Source organism: Undibacterium parvum (assembly GCF_003955735.1).
Classification (GTDB): Bacteria; Pseudomonadota; Gammaproteobacteria; order Burkholderiales; family Burkholderiaceae_D; genus Undibacterium; species Undibacterium parvum.
The window spans coordinates 518,710-541,178 of sequence record NZ_CP034464.1; the positions used below are offsets into that span (position 1 = coordinate 518,710).

At 51.6% G+C, this 22,469-nt stretch carries 16 protein-coding genes; 2 read left to right on the plus strand and 14 right to left on the minus strand.

Going from position 1 to position 22,469, the window contains the following annotated elements:
- Nucleotides 1-10: 10 nt before the first annotated feature.
- From epsF to EJN92_RS02370, 12 genes are all read right to left on the minus strand, one after another.
- Entirely contained in the window at nucleotides 11-1,417 is a 1,407-nt protein-coding gene (gene epsF / locus EJN92_RS02315) for a chain length determinant protein EpsF (protein WP_126126349.1), read from the minus strand.
- Nucleotides 1,418-1,550: 133 nt separating this feature from the next.
- Entirely contained in the window at nucleotides 1,551-2,342 is a 792-nt protein-coding gene (gene epsE, locus EJN92_RS02320; RefSeq protein ID WP_126126350.1) for a polysaccharide export protein EpsE, read from the minus strand.
- A 56-nt stretch (nucleotides 2,343-2,398) separates the two neighbouring features.
- A complete protein-coding gene (locus tag EJN92_RS02325; RefSeq protein ID WP_227869806.1) occupies nucleotides 2,399-3,400 on the minus strand; it encodes an EpsD family peptidyl-prolyl cis-trans isomerase in 1,002 nt (333 codons plus the stop codon).
- A gap of 244 nt (nucleotides 3,401-3,644) precedes the next feature.
- Nucleotides 3,645-5,030, minus strand: a complete 1,386-nt coding sequence (locus tag EJN92_RS02330) for an undecaprenyl-phosphate glucose phosphotransferase (protein ID WP_126126351.1) — start codon at nucleotides 5,028-5,030, stop codon at nucleotides 3,645-3,647.
- Nucleotides 5,030-6,274, minus strand: coding sequence for an XrtB/PEP-CTERM-associated polysaccharide biosynthesis outer membrane protein EpsL (epsL, locus tag EJN92_RS02335; RefSeq protein WP_157984300.1), 1,245 nt, complete (start codon nucleotides 6,272-6,274; stop codon nucleotides 5,030-5,032). Before epsL ends, EJN92_RS02330 begins: the two co-directional genes overlap by 1 nt.
- A 286-nt stretch (nucleotides 6,275-6,560) precedes the next feature.
- On the minus strand, nucleotides 6,561-6,986 hold the full coding sequence (locus EJN92_RS02340; RefSeq protein WP_126126353.1) for a VanZ family protein: 426 nt from the start codon (nucleotides 6,984-6,986) through the stop codon (nucleotides 6,561-6,563).
- A gap of 297 nt (nucleotides 6,987-7,283) precedes the next feature.
- Nucleotides 7,284-7,865, minus strand: a complete 582-nt coding sequence (locus EJN92_RS02345) for a hypothetical protein (RefSeq protein ID WP_126126354.1) — start codon at nucleotides 7,863-7,865, stop codon at nucleotides 7,284-7,286.
- Nucleotides 7,866-7,960: 95 nt separating this feature from the next.
- Nucleotides 7,961-8,611 (minus strand): PEP-CTERM sorting domain-containing protein, encoded by a 651-nt coding sequence (locus tag EJN92_RS02350; protein ID WP_126126355.1) that lies wholly within the window; start codon nucleotides 8,609-8,611, stop codon nucleotides 7,961-7,963.
- An 87-nt stretch (nucleotides 8,612-8,698) separates the two neighbouring features.
- Nucleotides 8,699-10,657, minus strand: a complete 1,959-nt coding sequence (locus EJN92_RS02355; RefSeq protein WP_126126356.1) for an alkaline phosphatase — start codon at nucleotides 10,655-10,657, stop codon at nucleotides 8,699-8,701.
- Nucleotides 10,658-10,876: 219 nt separating this feature from the next.
- Complete coding sequence (locus EJN92_RS02360) at nucleotides 10,877-11,488, minus strand: hypothetical protein (protein WP_227869668.1); 612 nt, start codon at nucleotides 11,486-11,488, stop codon at nucleotides 10,877-10,879.
- 643 nt (nucleotides 11,489-12,131) lie between these two features.
- Entirely contained in the window at nucleotides 12,132-16,229 is a 4,098-nt protein-coding gene (locus tag EJN92_RS02365) for a DEAD/DEAH box helicase (protein WP_126126357.1), read from the minus strand.
- A 259-nt stretch (nucleotides 16,230-16,488) separates the two neighbouring features.
- On the minus strand, nucleotides 16,489-17,196 hold the full coding sequence (locus tag EJN92_RS02370; RefSeq protein WP_126126358.1) for a DUF6445 family protein: 708 nt from the start codon (nucleotides 17,194-17,196) through the stop codon (nucleotides 16,489-16,491).
- Between the two features lie 354 nt (nucleotides 17,197-17,550).
- On the opposite strand from EJN92_RS02370, the gene EJN92_RS02375 reads away from it, so the two are divergent.
- Together EJN92_RS02375 and EJN92_RS02380 are read left to right on the plus strand one after the other, a co-directional pair.
- Entirely contained in the window at nucleotides 17,551-18,537 is a 987-nt protein-coding gene (locus tag EJN92_RS02375) for a type II secretion system F family protein (RefSeq protein WP_126126359.1), read from the plus strand.
- Nucleotides 18,538-18,794: 257 nt separating this feature from the next.
- Nucleotides 18,795-19,730, plus strand: a complete 936-nt coding sequence (locus EJN92_RS02380) for a methyltransferase domain-containing protein (RefSeq protein ID WP_407701543.1) — start codon at nucleotides 18,795-18,797, stop codon at nucleotides 19,728-19,730.
- A 259-nt stretch (nucleotides 19,731-19,989) separates the two neighbouring features.
- Here the strand turns inward: EJN92_RS02380 and trhP are convergent, their stop codons facing one another.
- Both trhP and EJN92_RS02390 read right to left on the minus strand, forming a co-directional pair.
- A complete protein-coding gene (gene trhP / locus EJN92_RS02385) occupies nucleotides 19,990-21,354 on the minus strand; it encodes a prephenate-dependent tRNA uridine(34) hydroxylase TrhP (RefSeq protein WP_126126361.1) in 1,365 nt (454 codons plus the stop codon).
- Between the two features lie 93 nt (nucleotides 21,355-21,447).
- A complete protein-coding gene (locus EJN92_RS02390; protein ID WP_227869670.1) occupies nucleotides 21,448-22,323 on the minus strand; it encodes a DMT family transporter in 876 nt (291 codons plus the stop codon).
- Nucleotides 22,324-22,469: the final 146 nt, after the last annotated feature.

A 22,469-nucleotide genomic window follows, 5' to 3' on the forward strand; every position in this document is an offset into this window, starting at 1 on the left:
GGTCCATGACTCAATTAGTACTTAAATTGTTTTTTAAAGCCCGGTTAAATAAACCACGACTCCGAGGCTTTGGTGCCGTCCATTGCACCACGCCCAGTACTGGAACTTTTAAGGCTTCAACCAGATCATCGGCAGAACGGACGCGGCGGTTCATCAGCTCTGCCAACATCGCAAAACCTAGACCGAGCATCGTGCCCAGAAAAATAGATGCAAGGGTATTGAGCAACACTTTAGGACCAGCAGGATCAAGTGGCGCTACCGCAGGGTTTAAGACCGCGATATCGGTTTGGTTTGACTGCCCTTCCATATTGGTTTGATTAAAGCGCTGTGATGCACCTTCGTAAGCGCGTTGCGCTGTTTCCATCTCATTGACCAAGACCTTGATCTCATCACGCGCACCACCCAATGCCATGACCTTGGCTTTTTGTGCGGCTAAGGCGGCACGGATCTCGGCCTCACGTTGCTGGAAAATATGTGCATTACCTGCTACACCGCTACTCGCCAGTTTAATTTGATCATCTAGATTAGAGCGCAATTTATCCACTTCTGATTTTGCGGCCTGATACTGCGGATGATTTTTATCAAGCTTTTGTGAAGTCTCCGCAAACTTAACTTCTGCCATCGAGAGACTCACCTTCAGGTTTTGTACGATAGGGTTTGCCAATACATCTGGGGAGGCTCCATTTGCGCTTTGTGCCTGACGCTGACGCGAACCAGCCTCCATAGACTGGCCTTGCGCCATCACTAACTGGCTGGATAATTCATTGAGTCGTGCAGACTCTACATCCAGACGATTGTCTGCACTGACAATGCCATGTTCTTGCTGATAGCTAGACAACTTAGCTTGTGCCGTTTCTAGCTTCTCGCGTAATTGCTTAATCTGCTCAATAAAATAGCCCGAGGCCTTTTGCGATGGTTCCACTTTCAGTTGCAGACTCACCTGCTGATAGGCGGCGGCAAACGCATTGGCGACAGCGGCAACAAACTGCGGATCATTACCCTTATAGCTCAGTTCGAGCACACTGCTCTCGCGCGAAGGTGCGACATCCACCTTTTTCAACAACAAATCTGCCAACCAGTCACGGATATTGCCTTTACCTTCTGTCGCATCCATAAATTGCGCTTGCACGGCTGCGCCTTCTGCCATTTTAAGATCATCAACCACTCTTAATGCGACGCGCCGACTATTAATAATATCGACCTGGGTTGCGATATAAGAGGGCATTAACTGCACTGGCAATATCATGCCAGTGACAGGATCAGCACCTTTAAAATTAAGTACCAACGAGGCTGTCGCCTTATAGGTCTTAGGCAATAGCAAACTAACGACTACCGTGGTCGTCACTGTCACCAGTAAGGTGATCAGGATGATCTTGTAGCGAGCGCGTAAGATAAGTAGAAACTGGGTGAAATTCATTTGATTACTCTCAAAACTAAATGAAGCGCATCACATCTGCGCCTGATTACTGCATTATTGGATACGCGCTGCGCGCTGGTGGCGCTATGCATTTGCGGCGCTACCATCGCTCTAGCACTGCGCCAGCTCAGAACTAAAACAAACTCTCTTGTATGTAGACCACATCGTCGGTATGAATCAGATCATCGTGCTTGACCGGTATCTCTTGCATGACGCCGCTCAGATCGCTGCGTTTGATGCGTATGCCGCGCTCGGTACCGCGTGCGTTCAAACCGCCACCAACCGACAAGGCCTGCAACACGGTCATGCCACGCTCTAGGCGATACATGCCCGGGCGCTGCACCTGGCCGTAAATATAAAACTTCTGGGCTCTGGCGACGTAGACGATATCGCCCGCCAATACTTCTGCGTTCAAGGCTAGATCGCCGCTCTGTACCATACCCAGGATATCGATCACTTCTTTCTTCGAATTCCCATTGCGATTGCGCACTAGTGTGGCGGTGTCGCCTGCTTCGCTATTCACACCACCGGCTAATGCCAGTATCTCTAAAATACTGCGACGCCCCTCTATCGGGTAACGCCCTGGGCGGTTTACCTGCCCCAGTATCGAGACTTGCTGACTCTGCATCACGGTCACGATAATGTTCACTTGCGCATTACGGATGAACTTGCCCCCCTCTAACAGACCAGCAATTTTTTTCTCCGCAGCGGCCGAAGAAATACCGCCTACTGTCACTTGCCCGATCAAAGGATAAGAAATACTTCCGGCTTCACTGACCCTGGTTTCCAAAGACAAATCAGGGTGATCGTAGACCGTGATCTTGAGAACATCGCCTGCGCCCAATTGCACATCTGCCGCCAAACCTAAACTCATCCAAGCCGCTAGCAGCAACGCCATTATGGCCAACCTATATTTCTTGATCATGACAATTTCCTATTTAAACTGCAGGGTAAAAATCAAAGTACGCGCTATGAATTGAATTACTTTAAACCTGCTACGCCGCGATTGATAACCGCATCATCTGGCTTATTTTCTAGCTTGTTGGCTGCGACTGCATTGGCTGCTGGAGCAACTGCCACATTGCTAGCGACCGAAGCTGGTGCGGCATCCGCAGGCTGGCCTTTATTGATAATCTCTGCATTCAGATATTCAATCTTGCCGGTCGTGCGCAAGCGCGCCAGTTCGGCTTCGCTGGCTTCTTTATTCTTTTTACTAATCAAAAATTGTTCGATTTGCGGCGCTGCGACTGCGGCTGTTACTGCCGCATCTTTAATCTCGTGCAGCGACACCAGCAAGCTACGACCACCTTCTTTGATGGTAAATAACTGACCCTTTTGCATGCCCTTGAGCGACTTGATCATCTCGGCTGGCAGATCGGTACTGGTGCGTGAGATCTGGGCGCGACTGAACTGAATATTTTTGGCTTCTAACCACGCAGCGACTTCATCCAGAGATTTTGCGGTATCCATCATCGCGCTTAACTCAGGGCTGAAGTTTTTTGTTTCTATCACCAGTTCTTTTAAATCGTATTGTTTGCGCTGTGTGAACAGATCAGGATTTTTCTCAAAAAAACTATCGACATCCGTCTTGCTTGGCTTGGCGCTGTTGCCGATTTTCTTTTGCAGATAGGCTTGTACATAGATCTGCGCCTTGGCGCGCTCTACCGCCTGCATTACGGCTGGATCTCTATCGGTTTTTTCTTTTAAGGCTTCACCTAAAATCAACTGCCTATCCACTAGCGCTTCTAGCACTTGCTTATTGGTGACGCCTTGCTGGCCGCCCAGTCTTTGCAATTCTTCATTCAGTTGATGTACGGTAATCTCATCGCCATTGACTTTGGCAATCGCTTGACCAGGTGCTTTTTCTTTGCTGCCACATGCTGACAGACCAAGCACAGCAAGCGCAATTAAGGCACTGCACAAGAGTCGCGTACCCGGGGTGGCTGTAGTCAGTGCTGCAGGCATTTCAATTGTCGTACGCATCAAAATTTCACTCCTAAACGATCTTTAAAATTTATCTTGGTAAGGCATGTATAGAGCCCTACTAATTTTTACATCTGTTGTTATGCACTCACAACACCCGCACAAGCAGAGCTTGTTTTGGCGACCTTTTAAGGCTGACCTAAGTGCAATGACTGAGGGACTAATTTAGCGAGCCGCATTGTTGCACAAAAAACAAAAATCTCCTATTTGCCCAGCGGCAAATTTATCCCGCTTTCAACTAACTTCAGTGGGCATTCTCACGCTTCAAAACCACCATGACAGTTTTGAAGATGATGCTTAAATCCAGCATCAGCGACCAGCGTCGCAAATAATCCAGATCCAGGTCGATTCTGGTTTTCATCTTATCCAAGGTATCGGTCTCACCGCGTGAGCCATTCACTTGCGCCCAACCAGTAATGCCTGGTCTGACCTTATGCCGCAGCATGTAACCTTTGATTTGCTTGCGATACAGCTCGTTATGCGCCACCGCATGCGGACGCGGCCCAACGATGCTCATACGCCCTTGCAAGACATTGATAAATTGCGGCAATTCATCGAGCGAAGTGCGGCGTAAAAAGCCGCCCAGTTTGGTCACACGCAGGTCACCCTTGGTGGCTTGCACGATATTGTCACCATCGTCACACACCGCCATAGAGCGAAATTTATACACCATGATTTCTTCCCCATCTAAGCCATAACGACGTTGCCTGAAGATAACCGGACCAGGTGAAGTGAGCTTTACCGCCAGCGCGATGCATAGCATGATGGGCAGTAATAAAATTTGTATCGCCAAAGCCAGCACGATGTCGCTGCTGCGTTTGATGATGTGATCGATACCGGTAAACGGCGATTCGCAGATCGCTACCACCGGCATGCCGCCGACATAATCAAAGCGCGGCTGTATCAGATCGAACACATAAATATCTGGCAAAAAATAAATCGAGGCGGTGGTGTCTTGCAAGTCTTCCAGCAATTGCAAGATACGTGGCTGCGCGGAGATAGGCTGGCTGATGTAAATGATGTTGATGTTATGTTGACGCACATAGGCAGCAATATCGGCCATACCACCCAGAGGCTGAATTTTTTCAGCAGATGTTTGACGTGAAATATCTCGGTCATCAAAAAAACCGTGCACATTGATATCGACGTTATGGTATTCCGAAGTGCGACGCGCTAGTTTCAAGCCGACTTCATTGACCCCGACGATCACGGCAGAACGTTGACCGCCGCCCTCGTTGAGGTTGGCGTTTATTTTTTGCAGGATAGACCTGGTAGCGATCAAAGCGAGCGGTGCGATCACGAACCACACTTCGACCACTGGTTCAGAAAACTGAAACGCTAAACCGGTTGCCACGCCCATAAACAGGATCACCGCTACGATGATAATCCACTCGACAATAATCTCACGCGTGATGGTCCAAAGCGTAATTTTGTCAAAAGAGCGACGCTGATCAACTTGCTCAAACACATAAGAGCAAATGAAAAACGTGATGATCCCCAACACCAGATAATAGCCATTAAGGCGCTCGTCAAAGGCCAGCATACTGGCGTACAAACTGCCTAAAATCACCAATGGATCCAATAGGCGGTTATGCAGGGCAACCGCAAAAACATTATTACTGGTTTTCATTAATCCAGACCCAAATCGTAACGACCGTTAAACTGCAATTTATTATCGCGATAGCCATTGCGTTCAAAATTAGAGCTCAGCGCCTCGTTGGCAAGTGAGGCACTCAATTGCAAATGGCGTATCGGCATGTAACTGAGGCCTATACTCGCAGCGGTATAGTTATCTTTACGCTCCAACGCCTGCGCGCCAATTACTGCGGCAACCCCGGTGTAATCTCTGCGCTCGCCTCTGAGCGAGGCATTGACTCTGACTTTGGAAGCCAACTCCCACCCCAAGTCGCTACTCACACCACGATTGGTCGAGAAATTGGCGGACAAGTCACTACTAGAACCGACTTCATTCCAGGCGTTGACGTTGAGATTGAGTTTGGCGCTGGCCGACCAGTTAGCAACCAACCTGGAATTGGTACCGCTGAAATTACGCTTAGTCAGCGCATCATAATTTTTGCGCACCAAGCCACCAAGGAACTGGATAGACGCCGTCTCAGAGACGCGCCAATCGACTTTTCCTTTGAACTCATTTTGCGAATAATTATTGTCGACAGAAAAAATACTGACGATGAGATTATTTGGATAGTCGCCACGGATATGCCGCAACTGTACGCCGACCGTGCTATTGGTAGGCTGAACAAAATCGAGCCCAAACTCGGTGGTCGCCAGTTTTCTATCGTTGTATTGCAGCACGGCTAAATCGTAGGCCAGCGCATATTGGCTATAGCCGCCGCGCACCCGCCAGCTAGGGTGAAACTGCCAGGCGGCATCGAAGTTTTCACGCCGTTGCCGATTGATATTCGGCTCTATCGCCCGAAAATCCTGGAACGGGGTTTGCCCTTCGCTATAACTCCCCCCCAGATTACCCGACACATGACTACCTAACTGCCAGCCCCAATTAGCACTGGCATCTTTACCGGCATAATCGTATTGACTGAAATGGCTGTAGCGATTGCGACTCATACTCAGGTCGGCAATAAGAGTTTGTTGGCTGATGATTTTATTGATGCGCAGACCTGCGCTAGTACGCTTGATGGTATCGGCCATCACTTCACTGCCCGTCACCGCCAGCGCGCTTGCGGCGTCATGAAAGCGCAGCAAATTATCCTCATGGATCACCGAAAAATCGAGATAAGGGGAAAACACGTCATCCGATGCTGCAACTGCAGAAAAACTGGCACTCAAGGCAGCAAGAAAAGTGACTAGACCCAGATAGCGGTACTGCGGGTAAGAACAGGCTTGTAACAGAAACATAAAAATAAAGTGCTTTTCAATAAACATGAGAAGAAAATTTGTGACTCCCCTCCCAAGCAAAAATCGCTCATAAGATGAGGAGCTGACCAACCCCTGCTGGCCATACACCATCTAAAAACCTCACCGGTAAGCGCCGCGTATTATATCTAGCCTGCAAATATACTGTGAGTGTTTTATTAATTTATTGTTACTAAATGTAATGCCTTTGCTATTTACTTATGTTTTTCTTTGATTAATTTTCCGCATTGCAACATTAAATACTTTTAAGCATTTTTATTGATTCGAATTAAATACTTTTAAGCAATTCTTCTGATGTAGGAACGGGGTTAAGCAGTCGATAAATCAGCGACAAAATCAGCACACTGAGCGTCGCTGCCAGCATATCGAAGGCCCAATCGGCAATGTCACAACTACGGTAAGGCATGAAGCGCTGTATGTTTTCATCCAAGGCGCCCAGCATGCCAACATAGACTATGCTGCGCCAGGAGCGGCTCCATAAGCCACCCTTGAGACTACCAAAGATGCAGCAAGTCAGAAAAGAATACGCGACAAAGTGCAAGAGTTTGTCGGGTATCCTGGCAGAGAGTGCTGTCGCCTCACCGGGTATCGCACCGATCGCCACCATAGTTGCAAAGAAAATCGCGCCGAGTAGAAAACTGCGACGATAACTCAGCATATTGCGCAGCCTGAGATGGAAAGCTTGAAAAGACATTATTGAGGAAATCCTGTAGGTTGACGGCGGTGTTTAAGCAATGATCTAGCACGCTCACATCAGAAAAAAACTAGATTCATCTAAAAGTGGCGTCATTATACGATGCGTGCAGCCATAGCAAGATGACATTACTATGACAATTGAGTCGCTAAAAATTTGCGGATAAGATGCCACTAAAGCGCTTTTAAAATAGCATAGTCCAGAGGCGCATATCCCATGCGGGCCGCAGGCCAGGCAGGCTGAAAACCCGCATGAAATATGCGCGCTGGGCTAGTGCCGAATAGATTTCTGACAGATCTAATGATCTTCCAAGGCATCGTGCTCGGCTGGATTTTTCTCTATGCCTGAACCGCTCTGACTGCTGAAAGTATCGAGACTAGCTAGCAACTGCCTTGCTGCAGACGGTGGCAGAGTGAGCAGCGGCGCTGTTTTAGGACACGCAATACGACTGGACGGAGGCCGATCCGAACCGGCCGCAATATTATTGAAACTAAGTGTACCGTCGGACTGCTCACGCATTTCTATCTGGTTTTCGCCAGGCTCTTGCGTCGGGGCGTTTTGGCAATCCTGATTGGGTACGCTGAGCAGACTTGCCAAGCTACCCCGTTCCGGCTTAGGGATGGCTAGCGGCTTACGTTGACTGCGCCGTGCTGCTGACTGCGCTTGCTGAAGTGCTTTTGCTTGTGCTGGTGCTTGCACTATTGGCAGATTTTGCGCGGCACTGCTGACGTTGCTAAACACCGGCGTGCCCTGCTCATCTAGCCAGGACTGTATCTCTTGCTCGATGGCGGGCGGTGAGTTTGCGATCGCCAGGCTGAAGCTAGTCTGGTAACACAGCAGCAGCGTCAACGCGAGAGAACGAGTTAGTCGGCGCATCATGGATAACTTGGGAAGATGATTGCAATGTGAAAGACAGCGCTGCACGCGCAACACTGCCTTTTGTGTCGCTCAGCTCACTAACTTAGCGAACTTAATTAAGCGGCGCGGCGGCGACTGGCGACTGCCAGTACCACTAAACCAGCCAACAACATGGCGTAAGTCTCGGCTTCTGGAACCGCTGAGATCACATCGATATTGGTGTAAAACTTGCCGCTGGCGAGCATGATGCTACTGACACCGGTGCGTGCCATTGCTGAACTGATGTTAACCGTGCCGCTTTGGAGGTAATCGATTTCGCTACCGATTTGCTGACCATTTGCATCCAGAAAACGGATTTGGGTGTGACCGGGAAAACCGAAAGAACTATCGTCTTGCTTCAAAGAGAAGGACGAGAGCGAGATCGGGCTAGCGAAGCTCATCAACACAGGTTGCCAGAGTGCTTGCAAACCGGTCACGCCGCTGGCTGCACTGCCTTGGTAACCGTAAGTCGACATGGCTTCCAGGCCGACCGCTGGCGTATTAACATCGGTGTCGGTGATCCAGTGCTGACCAATGATGTTGAAATTGGCATCGTAGATATCGGCATTGATGGCATTGCTAAAACTCACGCCGGCATATTTAGTGAGACTATTGGCTTGCGAGAAATCGAAATGGTAATCGGCCGCTTGCGCTGTACTTGCAAGCACGCTGACTGCGCCAAAAGTAGCAGCCAATAAGCTGCGTTTTAATTGTACAAGTGTGAACATGATGCTTATCCTTGGAAATAAAATTCATGGCGAGCACTGCGTTGCAGTGCTCGTTAGCGACTCAAATGCGCTTAGTTTTAAGCTAGCTTATTTAGAACCGCCCAGCACAACCTGGCCAATTTTAAAGAACACATCGGTGTTATCCATCACACCCGAAAACAGCATCGCACCACGGCCATAGGCCGACAAAGGAATGTCGGTTGCAGTGTGCACACCCTGATCACCAGCGACCTGACCCGTGATCAGATAGCCAGTACTGACATTGCGTGTATTTGGCTGGCCAATCAGAGTAACTGGATAAGTGTTCAAAGGTGCGGCACCGATGAAAGGCTGCTGTGAATCTTGGCTAGGCTGGGCATTCGACTGCCAGGTTTCGTAGCGATCTGCATTACCGGCATAACCGATGACCATCTTGCCGGGTACGTCAGTCGTCAAAGGATAACCGTCGGCCTGTATCGCGTATTTTGGAAACTTAGCGGCATCGTAAGTTGCCACATTGGCGCTGCTGGCACCAGTACCAGTGTACGCACCGATAATACCTACGCCGGCACATTCATGATCGGCCGTTACTATCACCAAGGTATCTGGATTGCTGGCAGCAAAATCTTGCGCAACTTTTACCGCACGATCAAACTCTATCGTCTCTTCTATCCAGCGATCGCTATCCATCAAATGCGATTGTTTGTCTATCGATGCACCCTCAACCATCAGATAAAAACCATTTGTGTTGTTCTTATTTAAAACGCTGATCGCCTTGCTGGTCATTTCATCGAGCATAGGTTGGTCAGGGAAACCATAGTCATCGACGATGGTAGAAGTACCGCGACGCTTGTTGATTTTATCAAAGGCCACGTTCATGTTGGAGTAGCTAAACAGACCCAGCAGCTTGTCTGGAGTACCGCTGGCATCCATCGATGTTTTGTCAGAGGCATAGGCGTAACCGGCAGTTTGGAAGTCGCTGATCAAATCGCGATTTGGATCCTTGGCGCCTGGTGCTGCGCCCCAGCCTGCGACCAAATCTGCAGGCAACACATAGTCATTCGAAGTAGAACGCACTGAGCCGTTACCGACATTGACCGGATTGGCCGCCGCGATTGCTGAATTTTTCGGGATGAACCATTTACGGCCGCCCCCCATCAAGACGGTTAAGCCAGTCAAGCTTCTATCATCCAAATATTGATCCACGATACCGGTGCCGCTACCACGGTTCGAGGTATGCACGGCATTCGCTGCAGGAGTCGCATCAAACACGTCGGCGGTGGTGACGATACCGAGTGACTTGCCCTTGGTACGATGCAGGTATTCAGACAAATACTCTACGCGTGGATTATCGAAAGCATCGGTGGTGTCATCCGGGAACACGCCTTCTTGATTATTTTGCGCCTTGTTTCCTGTGACATAGTTGGCCATACCTGGTGCAGAATCGGTCACGATAGAATTTAAGGATGCCGTCATCACCATACCTGTGAATGGGAAAGTATCCATCGCCAATTTGCCTTGCGCCATCCCTTGTGCGTACCCCTTCACCATCACACGTGCCGCAGTACGGTGCGCTGCGCCCATGCCGTCGCCCAATAATAAAATCACGTTTTTAGCAGTACGTCCTTGGCCAGTCAGAATCGGCATCACTTCAAAATTACCTGTCGCAACCGTGCTAGTGCCATCGCTTTGGGTGGCGGTCGCTGTCAAGCTGTGTACGCCGACTGTGCTATTTGAGTAAGCACGCAAAGAAGCCGCTACCGCGCCCGGCTTGGCGACATTGATCGCGGTCGCAGGCAAGATGCTGGTATTGGCAAGCGGTGCGACTACCGGTACGCCATCAACCGCAAAACTAACGGCTGTAATCGTTTTTCCGGCTTCGGGTATCACCGTTGCTTGCAAGTCAAAACGCTGACCTGGCAAAAAGCGCGCCAAGGTCGATGCGCCGGCAACTAGCGGATTACTAGGTGGCGTCAGACGCGAAATGGTCGGTGCTGCAAAGCTGAGGCTGGCACTAGCACCGAGTGTGGCAAGGATCATCAGGCTGAGGGTTTTATGCTTGAACATAGAATTTTTCATCGGTAAATTAAAGGATTAAAAAGTGCAAAAAGTGCCAACCGTAATTGGCAGGCGTGATTTAAATAAAAAAGACTTACAGAAACATGGGACTAAATTTGTGCTGACACTAAGGCTTATTCAATACTGCTAATTCACTGCTGTTTATTCAATACGGCTGATTCAATACGGCTGATTCACTAGGTTTCACTACTTCTTAAATTCACGTCCTTAATGGACACCCTTATTTGACACGCCTACTGCTAACTCTGACTGAAGTGCCGCGCTTTTTTGATTGCCAGGCTTTGCCAAAAGCTGCGTGACTAGCTCAGGATCTAACTGCAATCTGACGGTAGAGACATGACCATCACTTTCTTCATACGGACCTAAACTCAAGATGCCAGTCAGACGCAACAAGCCAGGGTAATACGGCACAGGAGCGGATGCTGGGAGCTGGCCCTCGGTATCGAGATGAATAAACAGGGCGCTGGCCGGCATATCGTCCGACAAGCTATCGTCTTCATCGCCCAAAGTGACCGGCAAGGCAGCCAGAATAAAGAAGCCGGCAGTTGGGGTACCCTGGCGCGCCATATGACCGACGATACGCACCCGCTTACCGACCAGCGAGAGTAGTTTTTCAGAGGCTTCCAGACCGCGCGGACCTATCGGCATTTTGAAAAACTCACGAAATTTCAAGTCGGTCGCATCCGCAGCTGAACGCTCTAGCGCCACCTGACTAGCGAGCGTACGCGGCTCACCCGCATAGGCATGTAGCGCCGCCAAGCTAGCGAACGAGAACACTAAAATTTTTGCAAACTGCTGCGCGATAGTAGAACTTGACAAAGCTAACCCCAATCAAAAATATTACCAAAAAGAAATGCGTTTAATATAAGTCTATGCACAGATAGTAAGGTGCTAGGATGACAGGCTGATGAAGCGCAGATAGTCCGAACGGATACCTTTTTCTACGGCAAGATTCTTCCAGACACTGAAAAAATTCAGTCATGCTGCGTAAGAGGGGGTTTGAGCGAGAGGCCTAGGTTTAGGCGCAAGATGGAACCGCGCCATCACAGAAATGGCGCAGCCCGTTAAAAGCGGCATAACTGTTCAGCCCGCTGTGAACACTCCCTCGCCCGCTGGCGGGAGAGGGCCGGGGTGAGGGTGGTTGAGTAAGGCCTGCCTTCAAATAGCTGTTGCGCTTAGCACTATGAAGTATCAAACATTGTGCAAATTTGAACTACCCTCATCCCAACCCTTCTCCCGCGAGCGGGAGAAGGGCTTTGTATAGCGAGCTGAACAATTACAAAGCGGCATTACTAAGAATGAGCATAGGCCGGAGGCCCATATCCCATGCGGGCTGCAGGCCAGGCAGGCTGCAAACCCGCATGGGATATGCGCGCTGGCAGTATGCTATTTTAGAAAAAAGCCATACGACGAGGCTAGCGATTTAGCCTCACATCTGCGCGACATCCTAGACAGCGATGACTTAGACGCTTTCCTTCAATAAGCGTAGCAAGGCCGCGGTATCCATGCGGCCGGCGGCGTCGCCACCGTCTAGCAGGCTGTCGGCCAGATCGCGTTTTTGCGCGTGCAGGGCGATGATTTTTTCTTCTATGGTGTCTTGCGCCACCAAGCGGTAAATCGTCACCGGCCGCAATTGCCCCATGCGATGGGCGCGGTCTGAAGCTTGATCTTCTACCGCTGGATTCCACCATGGATCGAGATGAATCACGTAATCGGCAGCGGTTAAATTCAGACCCGTGCCACCGGCTTTCAAGCTGATCAGGAAGATATCGCCCTGCCCGGCCTGAAAGGCATCGACCCGTTTTTTGCGCTCTAGTGCCGGGGTGCTGCCGTCCAGATATTGATAAGAAATCCCTTGCTGATCCAGCCATTCACGCACGATCGCCAGATGATCGACAAACTGGCTGAACACCAGCGCCTTATGGCGATTATCCAGTAGCTCCTCTACCGTCTCGGCAAATACAGACAACTTGCTACCCGCCACATTCGAATTTTTCAGCACCAGTTTGGGGTTGCAGCAGAACCGGCGCAGCTTGGTAATCTCGGCCAGCACTTGCAAGGATTGGCCGTCGCCAGTTTTTAAGTTGGCGATTTTTATGATGGCTTCTTGCCTGAGTGCCTCATACAGATGGCGCTCTTCCACACTGAGTTCTACCTGCAGAGTGATCTCGGTGCGCGACGGCAGCTCGCTCAAGACCTGGGTCTTGGTGCGGCGCAAAATGAAAGGCTGTATCAATTTTTTCAGGTGCAAACGGGCCGGTTTATCGCCACGTTCTATCGGGTTACTAAAGCGTTCGGCAAAGCGCTCTTTCGATCCCAGCAGGCCGGGATTGATGAAGCGAAATAGATTCCATAACTCGCCCAGATGGTTCTCTACCGGCGTACCGCTAGCGATCATTTTAAAATCGGCGGTCAAAGCCATCGCCGCCTGGCTGCGTTTAGTGGCGGCGTTCTTGATCACTTGCGCCTCATCCAGCACCACGCTATGCCAGTGCTGCGCGCTAAACACTTCTGCGTCCGACTGCAACATGCCATAACTGGCGATCACGATATCGAAAGGACCGAGATCCGCCAGCGAGCGATTGCTATGGTAAGCGCGCACTTTCAGAGTCGGGGCAAAGCGGGCGACTTCGGCTTGCCAGTTCATCGCCACCGAGATCGGTGCCACCACCAAGGCAGGCCCGTTCGGGGCGCGGTCTAATAACAGCGCCAGCGCCTGCACGGTTTTGCCCAAACCCATATCATCGGCCAGACAGGCGCCGACACCCCAATGCGCTAGTCTAGCCAGCCATTGATAGCCTTCCAGCTGATAGTCGCGCAGTTCGGCTTGCAAAGTCGATGGCACGGTAGTCACAAAATCGGCCAGACTATCGAGCTTGACGACTTGTTCGCGCCAGGCGCTATCGGCTTGCAATTCACCGACTTCGGCCGCCAATTCGGCCAGAGCAGGGGCTGCCAGAGGATTAATCCTAACGCCGTCTTTGCCGACTAAATCACTCAAGGCACGCAACTCGGCTAGACGTTTGCGGAAGTTATCGGTCAGCGCCAGATAATCGTTGTCGCCCAATTTGAGGAAACGTCCGGTCGCGCCTTCCGCCAAGTGCATCAGTTCACGCAGCGCCAAAACCCTGCCATCATCTAAAGTCAGCTCACCGCCAGCGACAAACCATTCGCCCTGCTTCTTAATGGTTAATCGCATGTTCTGTAAAGTGCGGCTCCCTTTTAGGCGGAAGCGCTCGCCCTCGGGCCACACCAATTCCAACACGCCTTCCGGCAGCGCTTTGAGTTGACCAAGTAATTCCAGACAGAGTTCTGGATCTTGTAATTGCCATTCCTCGTCGCTTTCTTCGGCCTGCTCTAAAGCGCTACAAGTGGCAATCACTTGCTTGAGCGATTTTTGCTCGTCTTTTAAAGAGCGGCTCGCTTGCACCGCAACCCCCTCTTGTTCACCGAGCACATTAGCCGAACCTTTGCCGGGCGCGAACCAGCCACCGTCGGCCAGCGGCCGCACCAAAATTTGCAGACGCAAGCCGTCTTTTAAAGGCAGTAAATGCGCAAACAAGACAGGGTTGGCGGGGATGCTGCTGATGTGCTGGGCCAACTCCGGTAAATCAGAATGGATAGACAGATGCGGTGCAATCGCAGCGATCACATCGACCAGCTGCGCCTTGGCGGCGCTAGGCACGGTCAGACCTGTACCAAGAATACCGGCGATCTGTTTGATCTCGGGGCTAGAGGCGTACACTGCTAAGCGAGTCGGGGTTTCTTTACGCCAGCTAACCACGGCCTCTGCCATCATCGGTGGGTCTAGCTGCAGGCTAATCAAACCGCCCTTCTCTTTGAGTTGCAAGGTGATCTCGCCCTTGATGATGTCGATACGCACATCCGGCGCATCCGACCAAAACACAGCGGGGTGGCCAATCAAAAAGCTCAGGGCTTTTTCGGCATGCATCTCGTACTCGCTGCCGCCGTAGTAATTGTCATAGGTTTTACGTACGCAGGTGGCTAGACGCTTGTCTTGCTCGCTCATGCCGGGCAGGCTATCTTGCTCATGTGCCAGGCGTTTCAGTGCCACGGCGCGGCCCTTACTCCAGACCCCTTTGGCACTACGTTTTTGCTCACGCGGATCGAGCTGAACCAAGCCATGTTGCAGTTCCAGCGACCAGGCGATGCGCACATCGCTGCCGCTAGGTGCGGCCACTGCGGCACCAGATTTCAGTTGGGATAAGGCAGTTAAAGCGCGCTGCCAGGTTTCTTCGCGATGTAGCGCACCCAGCAAAGGCTTGATCTGATGCGCGGCATGCCAGTCAGGTAGTAGCGCTGCATCGCCGTACTGAGTCTGCAATAAAACATCCAGCTCAGCCACCACCCAGTGATAGCCCAGGCGTTGGCAATAGCTGCGCAAATCGACCAGTTTGTCGTGCATTTTTTTGTCTTTAGGCGCATCTTGCCAATACAGTGCCAAACCTTCAAACAGACCATCGACGTCGCGCTCTACCCGTATAAATTTATGTGGAATGGCCAGCGGCACGCCCAACGCCAGATGATGTACCAGCGGTTGTAAATACAAATAGGCAAAGGCATTTTGATGCCTGACGCCTTCATCGACTTGTTCTTTGGCGCGCTTCAAGCTGGCAGCGGTATTGGTCGCCAGCAAGGCCACGGTGTATAACAAGCCGGGTAAATCGGCGATAAAAATTTTGCGCTTGCCGGTTTCCGCTTTACGTACTTTAATCAGGATTTCGGAGATCTCCAGCGCGGCAGCAAATTCACCGCGCTGCAACGCCGTGACAAACATACTATCTTGCTGTTGTACCGGGCTCAGCCCCAGCTGCAAGTCAAATAATTGCTGAAAATCGCCGCGCAATTGGGCTTGCAGGCAAAGCAGGGCTAAGCTGCCGGGCCAGGATTTCAGATGCGTAGGCGCATGCTGACAGGCATATTCATACGCCGTGGTACAGGCACTGAGTTTCCAGTTGGCCACCACCAGCAAATCACTGAGCATCAAATCCTGGCTGACCGGATGCAGCGTGGCAAACAAGGCTAGCCCATCGGCATTGGCGAAAAACACCGTACTTGGCGGAATGTGCTCATTACTTGGGCACTGATAGAATTTTTCGCGCCATTCCATCACCTCTTGATTATTCGATGCCAGCACCGAAAACATCACTTCGCGTCTACAGAAGGCAACGTTAAACGGTTTCCACTGGCGGTACTCGCCATGCCGCTTGAGCAAATCGCGCACGCTCTTGACCCAACTCTTGATTGTGCCGGTCTGCTGCAGATGCAATAAAACCGCCATCCGCAAATCTTCGCGCAGCATGTACCCCAGGCCTATCTCCTGACGTACCAGCAGATTCTTGCACAGGCTAGTGAGACATTCTTTAATCAAGGCCGAGGTATACGGTGCGCCCTGCGCATCAGGCTGATGATGGCTGTGCAGTAGTTCCAGCAGCGCGCCCTGGCTTAAAGGCGCATCAAACAGCGCCATCGCATACACCAGAGGAAATTGCTCGGAGCTGAGTGCCGAGAGATCGTACAGATCGGACTGTTGGGTCATAGAGATATAGGGAAAGCAAACACAGTGATGACGCCAGCGCCACTGTTGCGTAGACAAGCTGAACGTACAAAAAATTAGCCCATAAGTTTAATCGATCTACGACTAAACAGGCGCGCTATTTGCGGGCGATTGGCGGCTTTTACGAGGCAGACCGCTGCGCTTAGCGTGCCCCCAAAAGCTAGACGCAAGCGCCATGCGCCTGCTGGCGGCATTTTGCCCTGCAGAGCGCATGCGCATTGCGCACAGCAAATCAGAATATCTAATCCTCTGCCATCCAGAAAAACACCGTGGTCAGGCGTTTTTCGCGCAGCTCTTTGCCAAAATAGCCGCTGGCACAATGCACTAAATTCGCCTTGTACAAAAGCATGCGATTAAACACATTCTCCACTTTCAGGTCTTCATACCAGGCTTCGATAGGCAAGCCGCGCACCTTGAGCGCATCGAGCAGATTATTGTAAGGGGCAGTCACCAGATTGCCACCCATCGCAGCATTCGGATAACGCAGGCGGCAAAAGCTGGTGCCACACGCAGGATCAGGATCTGGACTCAGATAAATCACGCACGCGTAACGACACAGGCTGCGGCTATCGGTATGCGGATGCGAGCTACTTTCGGTCGCACCGACCAATTGCGCCACATTGCAATCCAAGCGCAAAGCACCGGGCGGCTGCGCCATCCAGATTTTATCTTTGCCTATCAAACTCTTGACGCGCTGTTCTAGCGCCGCTAACTCAGCGGGCAACAGTGCGCCATGAAAACGCATGCCGGGCCAGGACTCAGGCTGATACGGCAAGCCATATTCCCAGGCCTGATGCGAAAAACAGCGCTCGGCAACTTCCTGCGCATTGGGCAAGACATCGTCGACGACCCAGTAATTTTTTCCTTGTTCTAACTTTTCATAGGCCAGCGTAGGTGCGGCCGGATGGATGGCAGGTAACACGATATTCGCAGCAGGAACTGGCAACATAGACAAACCCAGGCAGGACTCAAGATGAACAATGGCAGAGCTAAGCTATGCCGCGCAATAAAACCCGGAGCAAGTATCTCTGCAAGGCGCATTCTTAGTCAAATAGCATTTAAGCATGCGTCGTTATTTGCCCACGCAATGCGCGCAGGTAGCGCTCGCATTCGCTCCCCAAGCTAGCCTAATTCACCTACACTAGCAATTTTAGGACTTACGCAAAACCGCCCCAGTGTCGTTGTATCCGCCTTGCCGTACTGAAGTACTGTCTTCGGCGGCACGCCTAACTGGGACAATTTTGCGTAAGGCCTATTTTTATCATTAATTCTCGTTATTTCGCGCAGCTAAGCCAACGCCCCCATGTCCAGTTTTAGTCCACTCAGTTTTGCACTGCGCGCCCAGCTGTATCAGCATCTGGCCGCAATGGAGAAAGCCGGCTTGCCTACCGATAAGGCGTTTGCCTTACTCAAGCTGGCAGCACCGGCCAAGCAGAGAGTGGATCAAGCTCGTAAGCTATTGGGGCGCGGCAAAGACATCGCCAGCGCCGGTCAGCAATCGGGTTTATTTGGCGAGCTAGACGCACAGCTACTGCGCGCTGCCACCAGTGCCGGCAGCCCGGCCAAAAGCTATCAGCGCCTGGCCGAGATGTATGCCCAGAAGGCGAGCATGCGTCAAACCATACTGGCTCGCATGCGCTTACCCGTCGCGATTTTTATCTTATCTTTGCTAATCCAACCCTTGCCTGCTCTGGTGAGCGGCAGCCTGAGCGCCAAAGCCTATCTGTGGGGCTGTCTGCGGCCACCACTGATCTTGGCAGCGCTGTATTACCTGGGGCGCGCCATTCTCAATAGGCGCAGCAATTCCCTATTCAGTCTGGGGCTAGACCGCCTGTTGCTACAACTGCCCATTTTTGGCGTCATGCATGTGCGCCACAACGTGCGGGATTTTTTTGAGAGCTTAGGTTTGATGCTGGAGGCTGGGCTGCCTATGTTAGAAGCGCTGCCCAAGGCCAGCCAGACCATGGGCAATCAGCTGCTGCGCGCAGAGTTCGAGCAACTCTTCAGCCGAGTGCAGCGTGGCGCGACGCTGGCCGAGGCCAGCGCTCATCTCAAGCATCTGCCTGAACCCTACTTGATTAGTTTGATACAAAGCGGCGAAGCCAGTGGCACCCTGCCAGATACTTTGCTGCGTTACGCCAGCGGCGAGACCGAGATACTGATGCGTTTTCAACAGCAATTGGCCGATTGGCTACCGCGCCTGGTGTATGGCGCGGTCATGCTGAGCATGGCCTACAGCTTACTGAGCAGCGGGGCTTTTATGCCGCAATTACCAGATGAATTAAAATAGGATGTAGCCGCAAAAGACTAAGCAGCAAGGAAAAAGTCGACTAGCTCGGCAGTTAGATTTGTATCTATTTAGGGATAATGGAGACAGTTCCATCCTTAGCTCATGGCGGCATTTGCCTTCGCAAACGCCACCGTCTAAGGATCATCGATAGCGGAACACTCTCCATTCTTGGGCAGCGTAGAATTTACTCATTTTTGGTGACACTGATTTAGTGGCACTCGATTCGCAGCGCAGTAAGGAGATCGATCTTGATTACCATCAACAGGACAACCATGCTAAACGAACGCGAAGCCGAGAGCTGCTACCTGGGTCAATTTATCCCGCTGCACTACCATCACAATATGTTAATGGATAGCAATCGCATGCAAGCCTTTAAGACGGCGATCCAGCATGTGGTGCGTCCCGGCGCCAAGGTATTGGAACTTGGTGGCGGCACAGGCGTGCTGTCCTGGTTCGCAGCGCAGCAAGCCGAAAAAGTCTGGTGCGTAGAATTTAATCCCGACATGGTCAATGAGGCCAGGCGTCTGCTGGCGCAAAACCCACAAGGCGAAAAGGTGGAAGTCATCCATGCCGACGCCTTTGAATATCTGCCACCCGAGCCGGTCGACGTGGTGATCTGCGAGATGATCCATGTCGCCATGCTGCGCGAAAAATTGCTAGAGGTGATCGCTAATTTCAAGCAACGCTATCTGGAAAAATTCGGCGGTCTTTTGCCCATCTTCATGCCAGAAGCGATCATCATGGCGGTCCAGCCTATGCAGCAGGAATACAACTTTGAAGGCTATAGCGCGCCCATCGTGCAGTTTCAGGAAACTAATGCGATCTACGCCAATAGCCGGCAACTGGCCGAGCCGGCGGTCTACAGCATCATTGACTTCAGCGCGCCCATCGATATGCTGATTAGCTGGCAAGGTAGCTTTAGCATGACAGAAGATGGCAATTTGAATGCCTTGCGCTTTATCACCAAAAATATACTCTCGGTACTGCAACAGCAGAGCAGCACCATAGACTGGCTCAATCACTACATGGTCTTGCCCTTACCAAGTGCCTTGCAAGTGAAGGCTGGCGACATCATAGACGTCAGCTTCCGCTATCGCGGCGGTGCCTCTATCGCTTCTTTGCAAAACGCGCTGCAAGCGGTCATCCGCCAGCCTGAATCAATCACCGTGCACGGCGAAGCCGTATTTGCCTGAAGCGACATAGTGCCGCTCAATAAAATTTTAAGCCCCCACCTGGGAACTTCTAAAACCCGTTAATCGGGATGCAGCGCAAGGCGCAAACCGGAGCAATACGTCGGTATTGCGAGGATCGCATTGAACAATCGACGCCGCGATGCGCCCGAGTATGGGGTTTTTAGAAGTTCCCCCCCGCCAGCGCGCATAGTCCATGCGGCTTGGCGGGCATATGCCTTGGAGAAGCGCATGGAATATGCGCAGTGGCAGGGTGTGTTTTTTACAGCATGCGTGCCAATAAGGCCTTATCGTATTTCGCGTCCAGCGGGATGCGCACTTTATGGCCAGCACCACCGATGATGCTGATAGGCGCATTGTGCTGGTTGCGCATCTCGGCCAGGGTGATGATCTCGTTACCGCAAGGATGGATGATCTCGATCTGGTCGCCCACCGCAAAACGGTTTTTCACTTCCACTTCTGCCCAGCCATCGACCACGTTCAAGACTTGCGCCACGTATTGACTGCGATGCGCTTTCGAGACGCCTTCCATGTAGTTCTGATGCTCCTGAGTGTGGTGACGCTGGTAGAAACCATCGGTATAACCACGATTGGCCAGGCCATCCAATTGGCCTAGCAATTGCTCGTTAAACGGCCGCCCTGCGACTGCATCATCAATCGCACGCCGATACGCTTGCGCAGTGCGCGAAACGTAATACAGCGACTTGGTGCGCCCTTCCACCTTCAATGAATCAACCCCAATTTTGGCCAGACGCGCAACGTGCTCGATAGCGCGCAAGTCTTTCGAGTTCATGATGTAGGTGCCGTGCTCGTCTTCCAGTATCGGCATAAAGCTGCCGGGACGGCCGGACTCCTCGATCAGATAAGGGCGGTCGGCCAAGGGATGGCGCGGCATGTCGCCCATCGCTGAAAACGATTGATTGGCTTCTTCCAGGGCCTCGTTGAAATTGAGCTTAATGGTTTCGACTGGAATACGGGCAAGATCGCCGGTTTCGTTTTCGGTGGCGTTTTCGACCTTGTAATCCCAGCGGCAGGAATTGGTGCAGGTACCCTGATTCGGATCGCGGTGATTGAAGTAACCGGATAACAGGCAGCGGCCGGAATAAGCGATGCACAAGGCACCGTGCACAAACACTTCGATTTCCATCTCAGGGCAGCGCTGTTTGATTTCTTCGATCTCGTCCAGCGAGAGTTCACGCGACAAAATCACACGGGTTAAGCCCATGCTTTGCCAGAATTTGACGTCGGCCCAGTTCACCGCATTGGCCTGCACCGACAAATGGACATTCACTTCCGGCCACTTTTCGCGCACCATCATGATCAAGCCAGGATCGGCCATGATGATAGCGTCCGGCTTCATTTCTATCACCGGCGCCATGTCGTTGATGTAAGTCTTAAGCTTGGCGTTATGCGGAAAAATATTGCTGGCGACAAAGAATAATTTGCCGCGTGCATGGGCGTCGCTAATACCCTGCTGCAGCACATCGAGTGTAGAGAATTCATTATTCCGGGCGCGCAGGCTATAGCGTGGCTGACCGGCATACACTGCATCCGCGCCAAAATCAAAGGCGGCATGCATTTTTGCCAGCGAACCGGCGGGCAACAGAAGTTCAGGGGCTTTTAGCATAGCAAGGCAATCCGAAAAGAAAAATGTTCGCGATTATAATTCCGCCTGCAGCGATTTGCAGTCCGATCTCGCCGGTTCTTGATCCATATCAACTTAGGCTTTTCGCAATGCTAACAATTCGTTAAATACCAAGGCACTCAGCACCACACTACCGCCCAGCAATGTTGCCTGAGCCGGCACTTCGCCCGCGCCGAGCCAGGCCCAGATCGGCCCCAGCAAAACTTCGAGCAGCGCCAGCAGAGACAATTCCGGCGCTGACAAACTACGCGCCGCACGCACCATCAGCATACAAGGGAAGCCCAGCTGAAAGAAGCCGAGTAAAGCCAAGATCAGCAGATCATGCAGTGAAGCCTGAAACGGCCAAGCCATAGGTAACATCGCTAGCGCTGAGAGCACACCGCCTATCAGAACCGCCGGGATCAGATCGACCGCATGCCCACCTTTTTTCATACTAATCACATTCACAGCCGCTGCCAGCGGTACACCGAGGGCGATCATCATGCCCGCCAGGCCGCGCGCATCTAGTTGCGAAAAGCCATCGATGAACATCCAAAAAATACCCGCGGTGGCGACACAAATTGCCAGCCAGGTGCGCGCCGCAATCTGCTGATGCAAAAAAATCCGCGCAAACAAAGCGGTCAGTAAAGGCGAGATACTCATCACGATTAAGGTATTGGCCACCGTCGTCATGGTCAGCGCGATCATAAAACACGAGAACATGATGGCCCACATTGCGCCGGATATCATGCCAAAGCGCCCCACTGCCAATAAGCGCGGCAGCGCCTGCGCCTTATGCTGCCACAGCATCGCGCCAGCAACGTAAATCGCCGCAAACAAGCTACGCCAAAAGGTGACTTCAAAATCGCGCGCGGCCTCAAGATGGCGCGTCAACACGCCGGCCATACTCCACAGAGTGGCGGCGATAATCATCAGAAACAGGGCCTGACGGTGAGTCGGTTTATTTTGCATATCAAATTTAAGAACTAGGTTTTACGTCAATTCTGACAAAATTAAGACTTACGCAAAATTATTCCAGCTAGGCGTGCCGCCGAAGACAGTACTTTAGTACGGCAAGGCGAGTGCAACGACGTTGGGGCGTTTTTGCGTAAATCCTA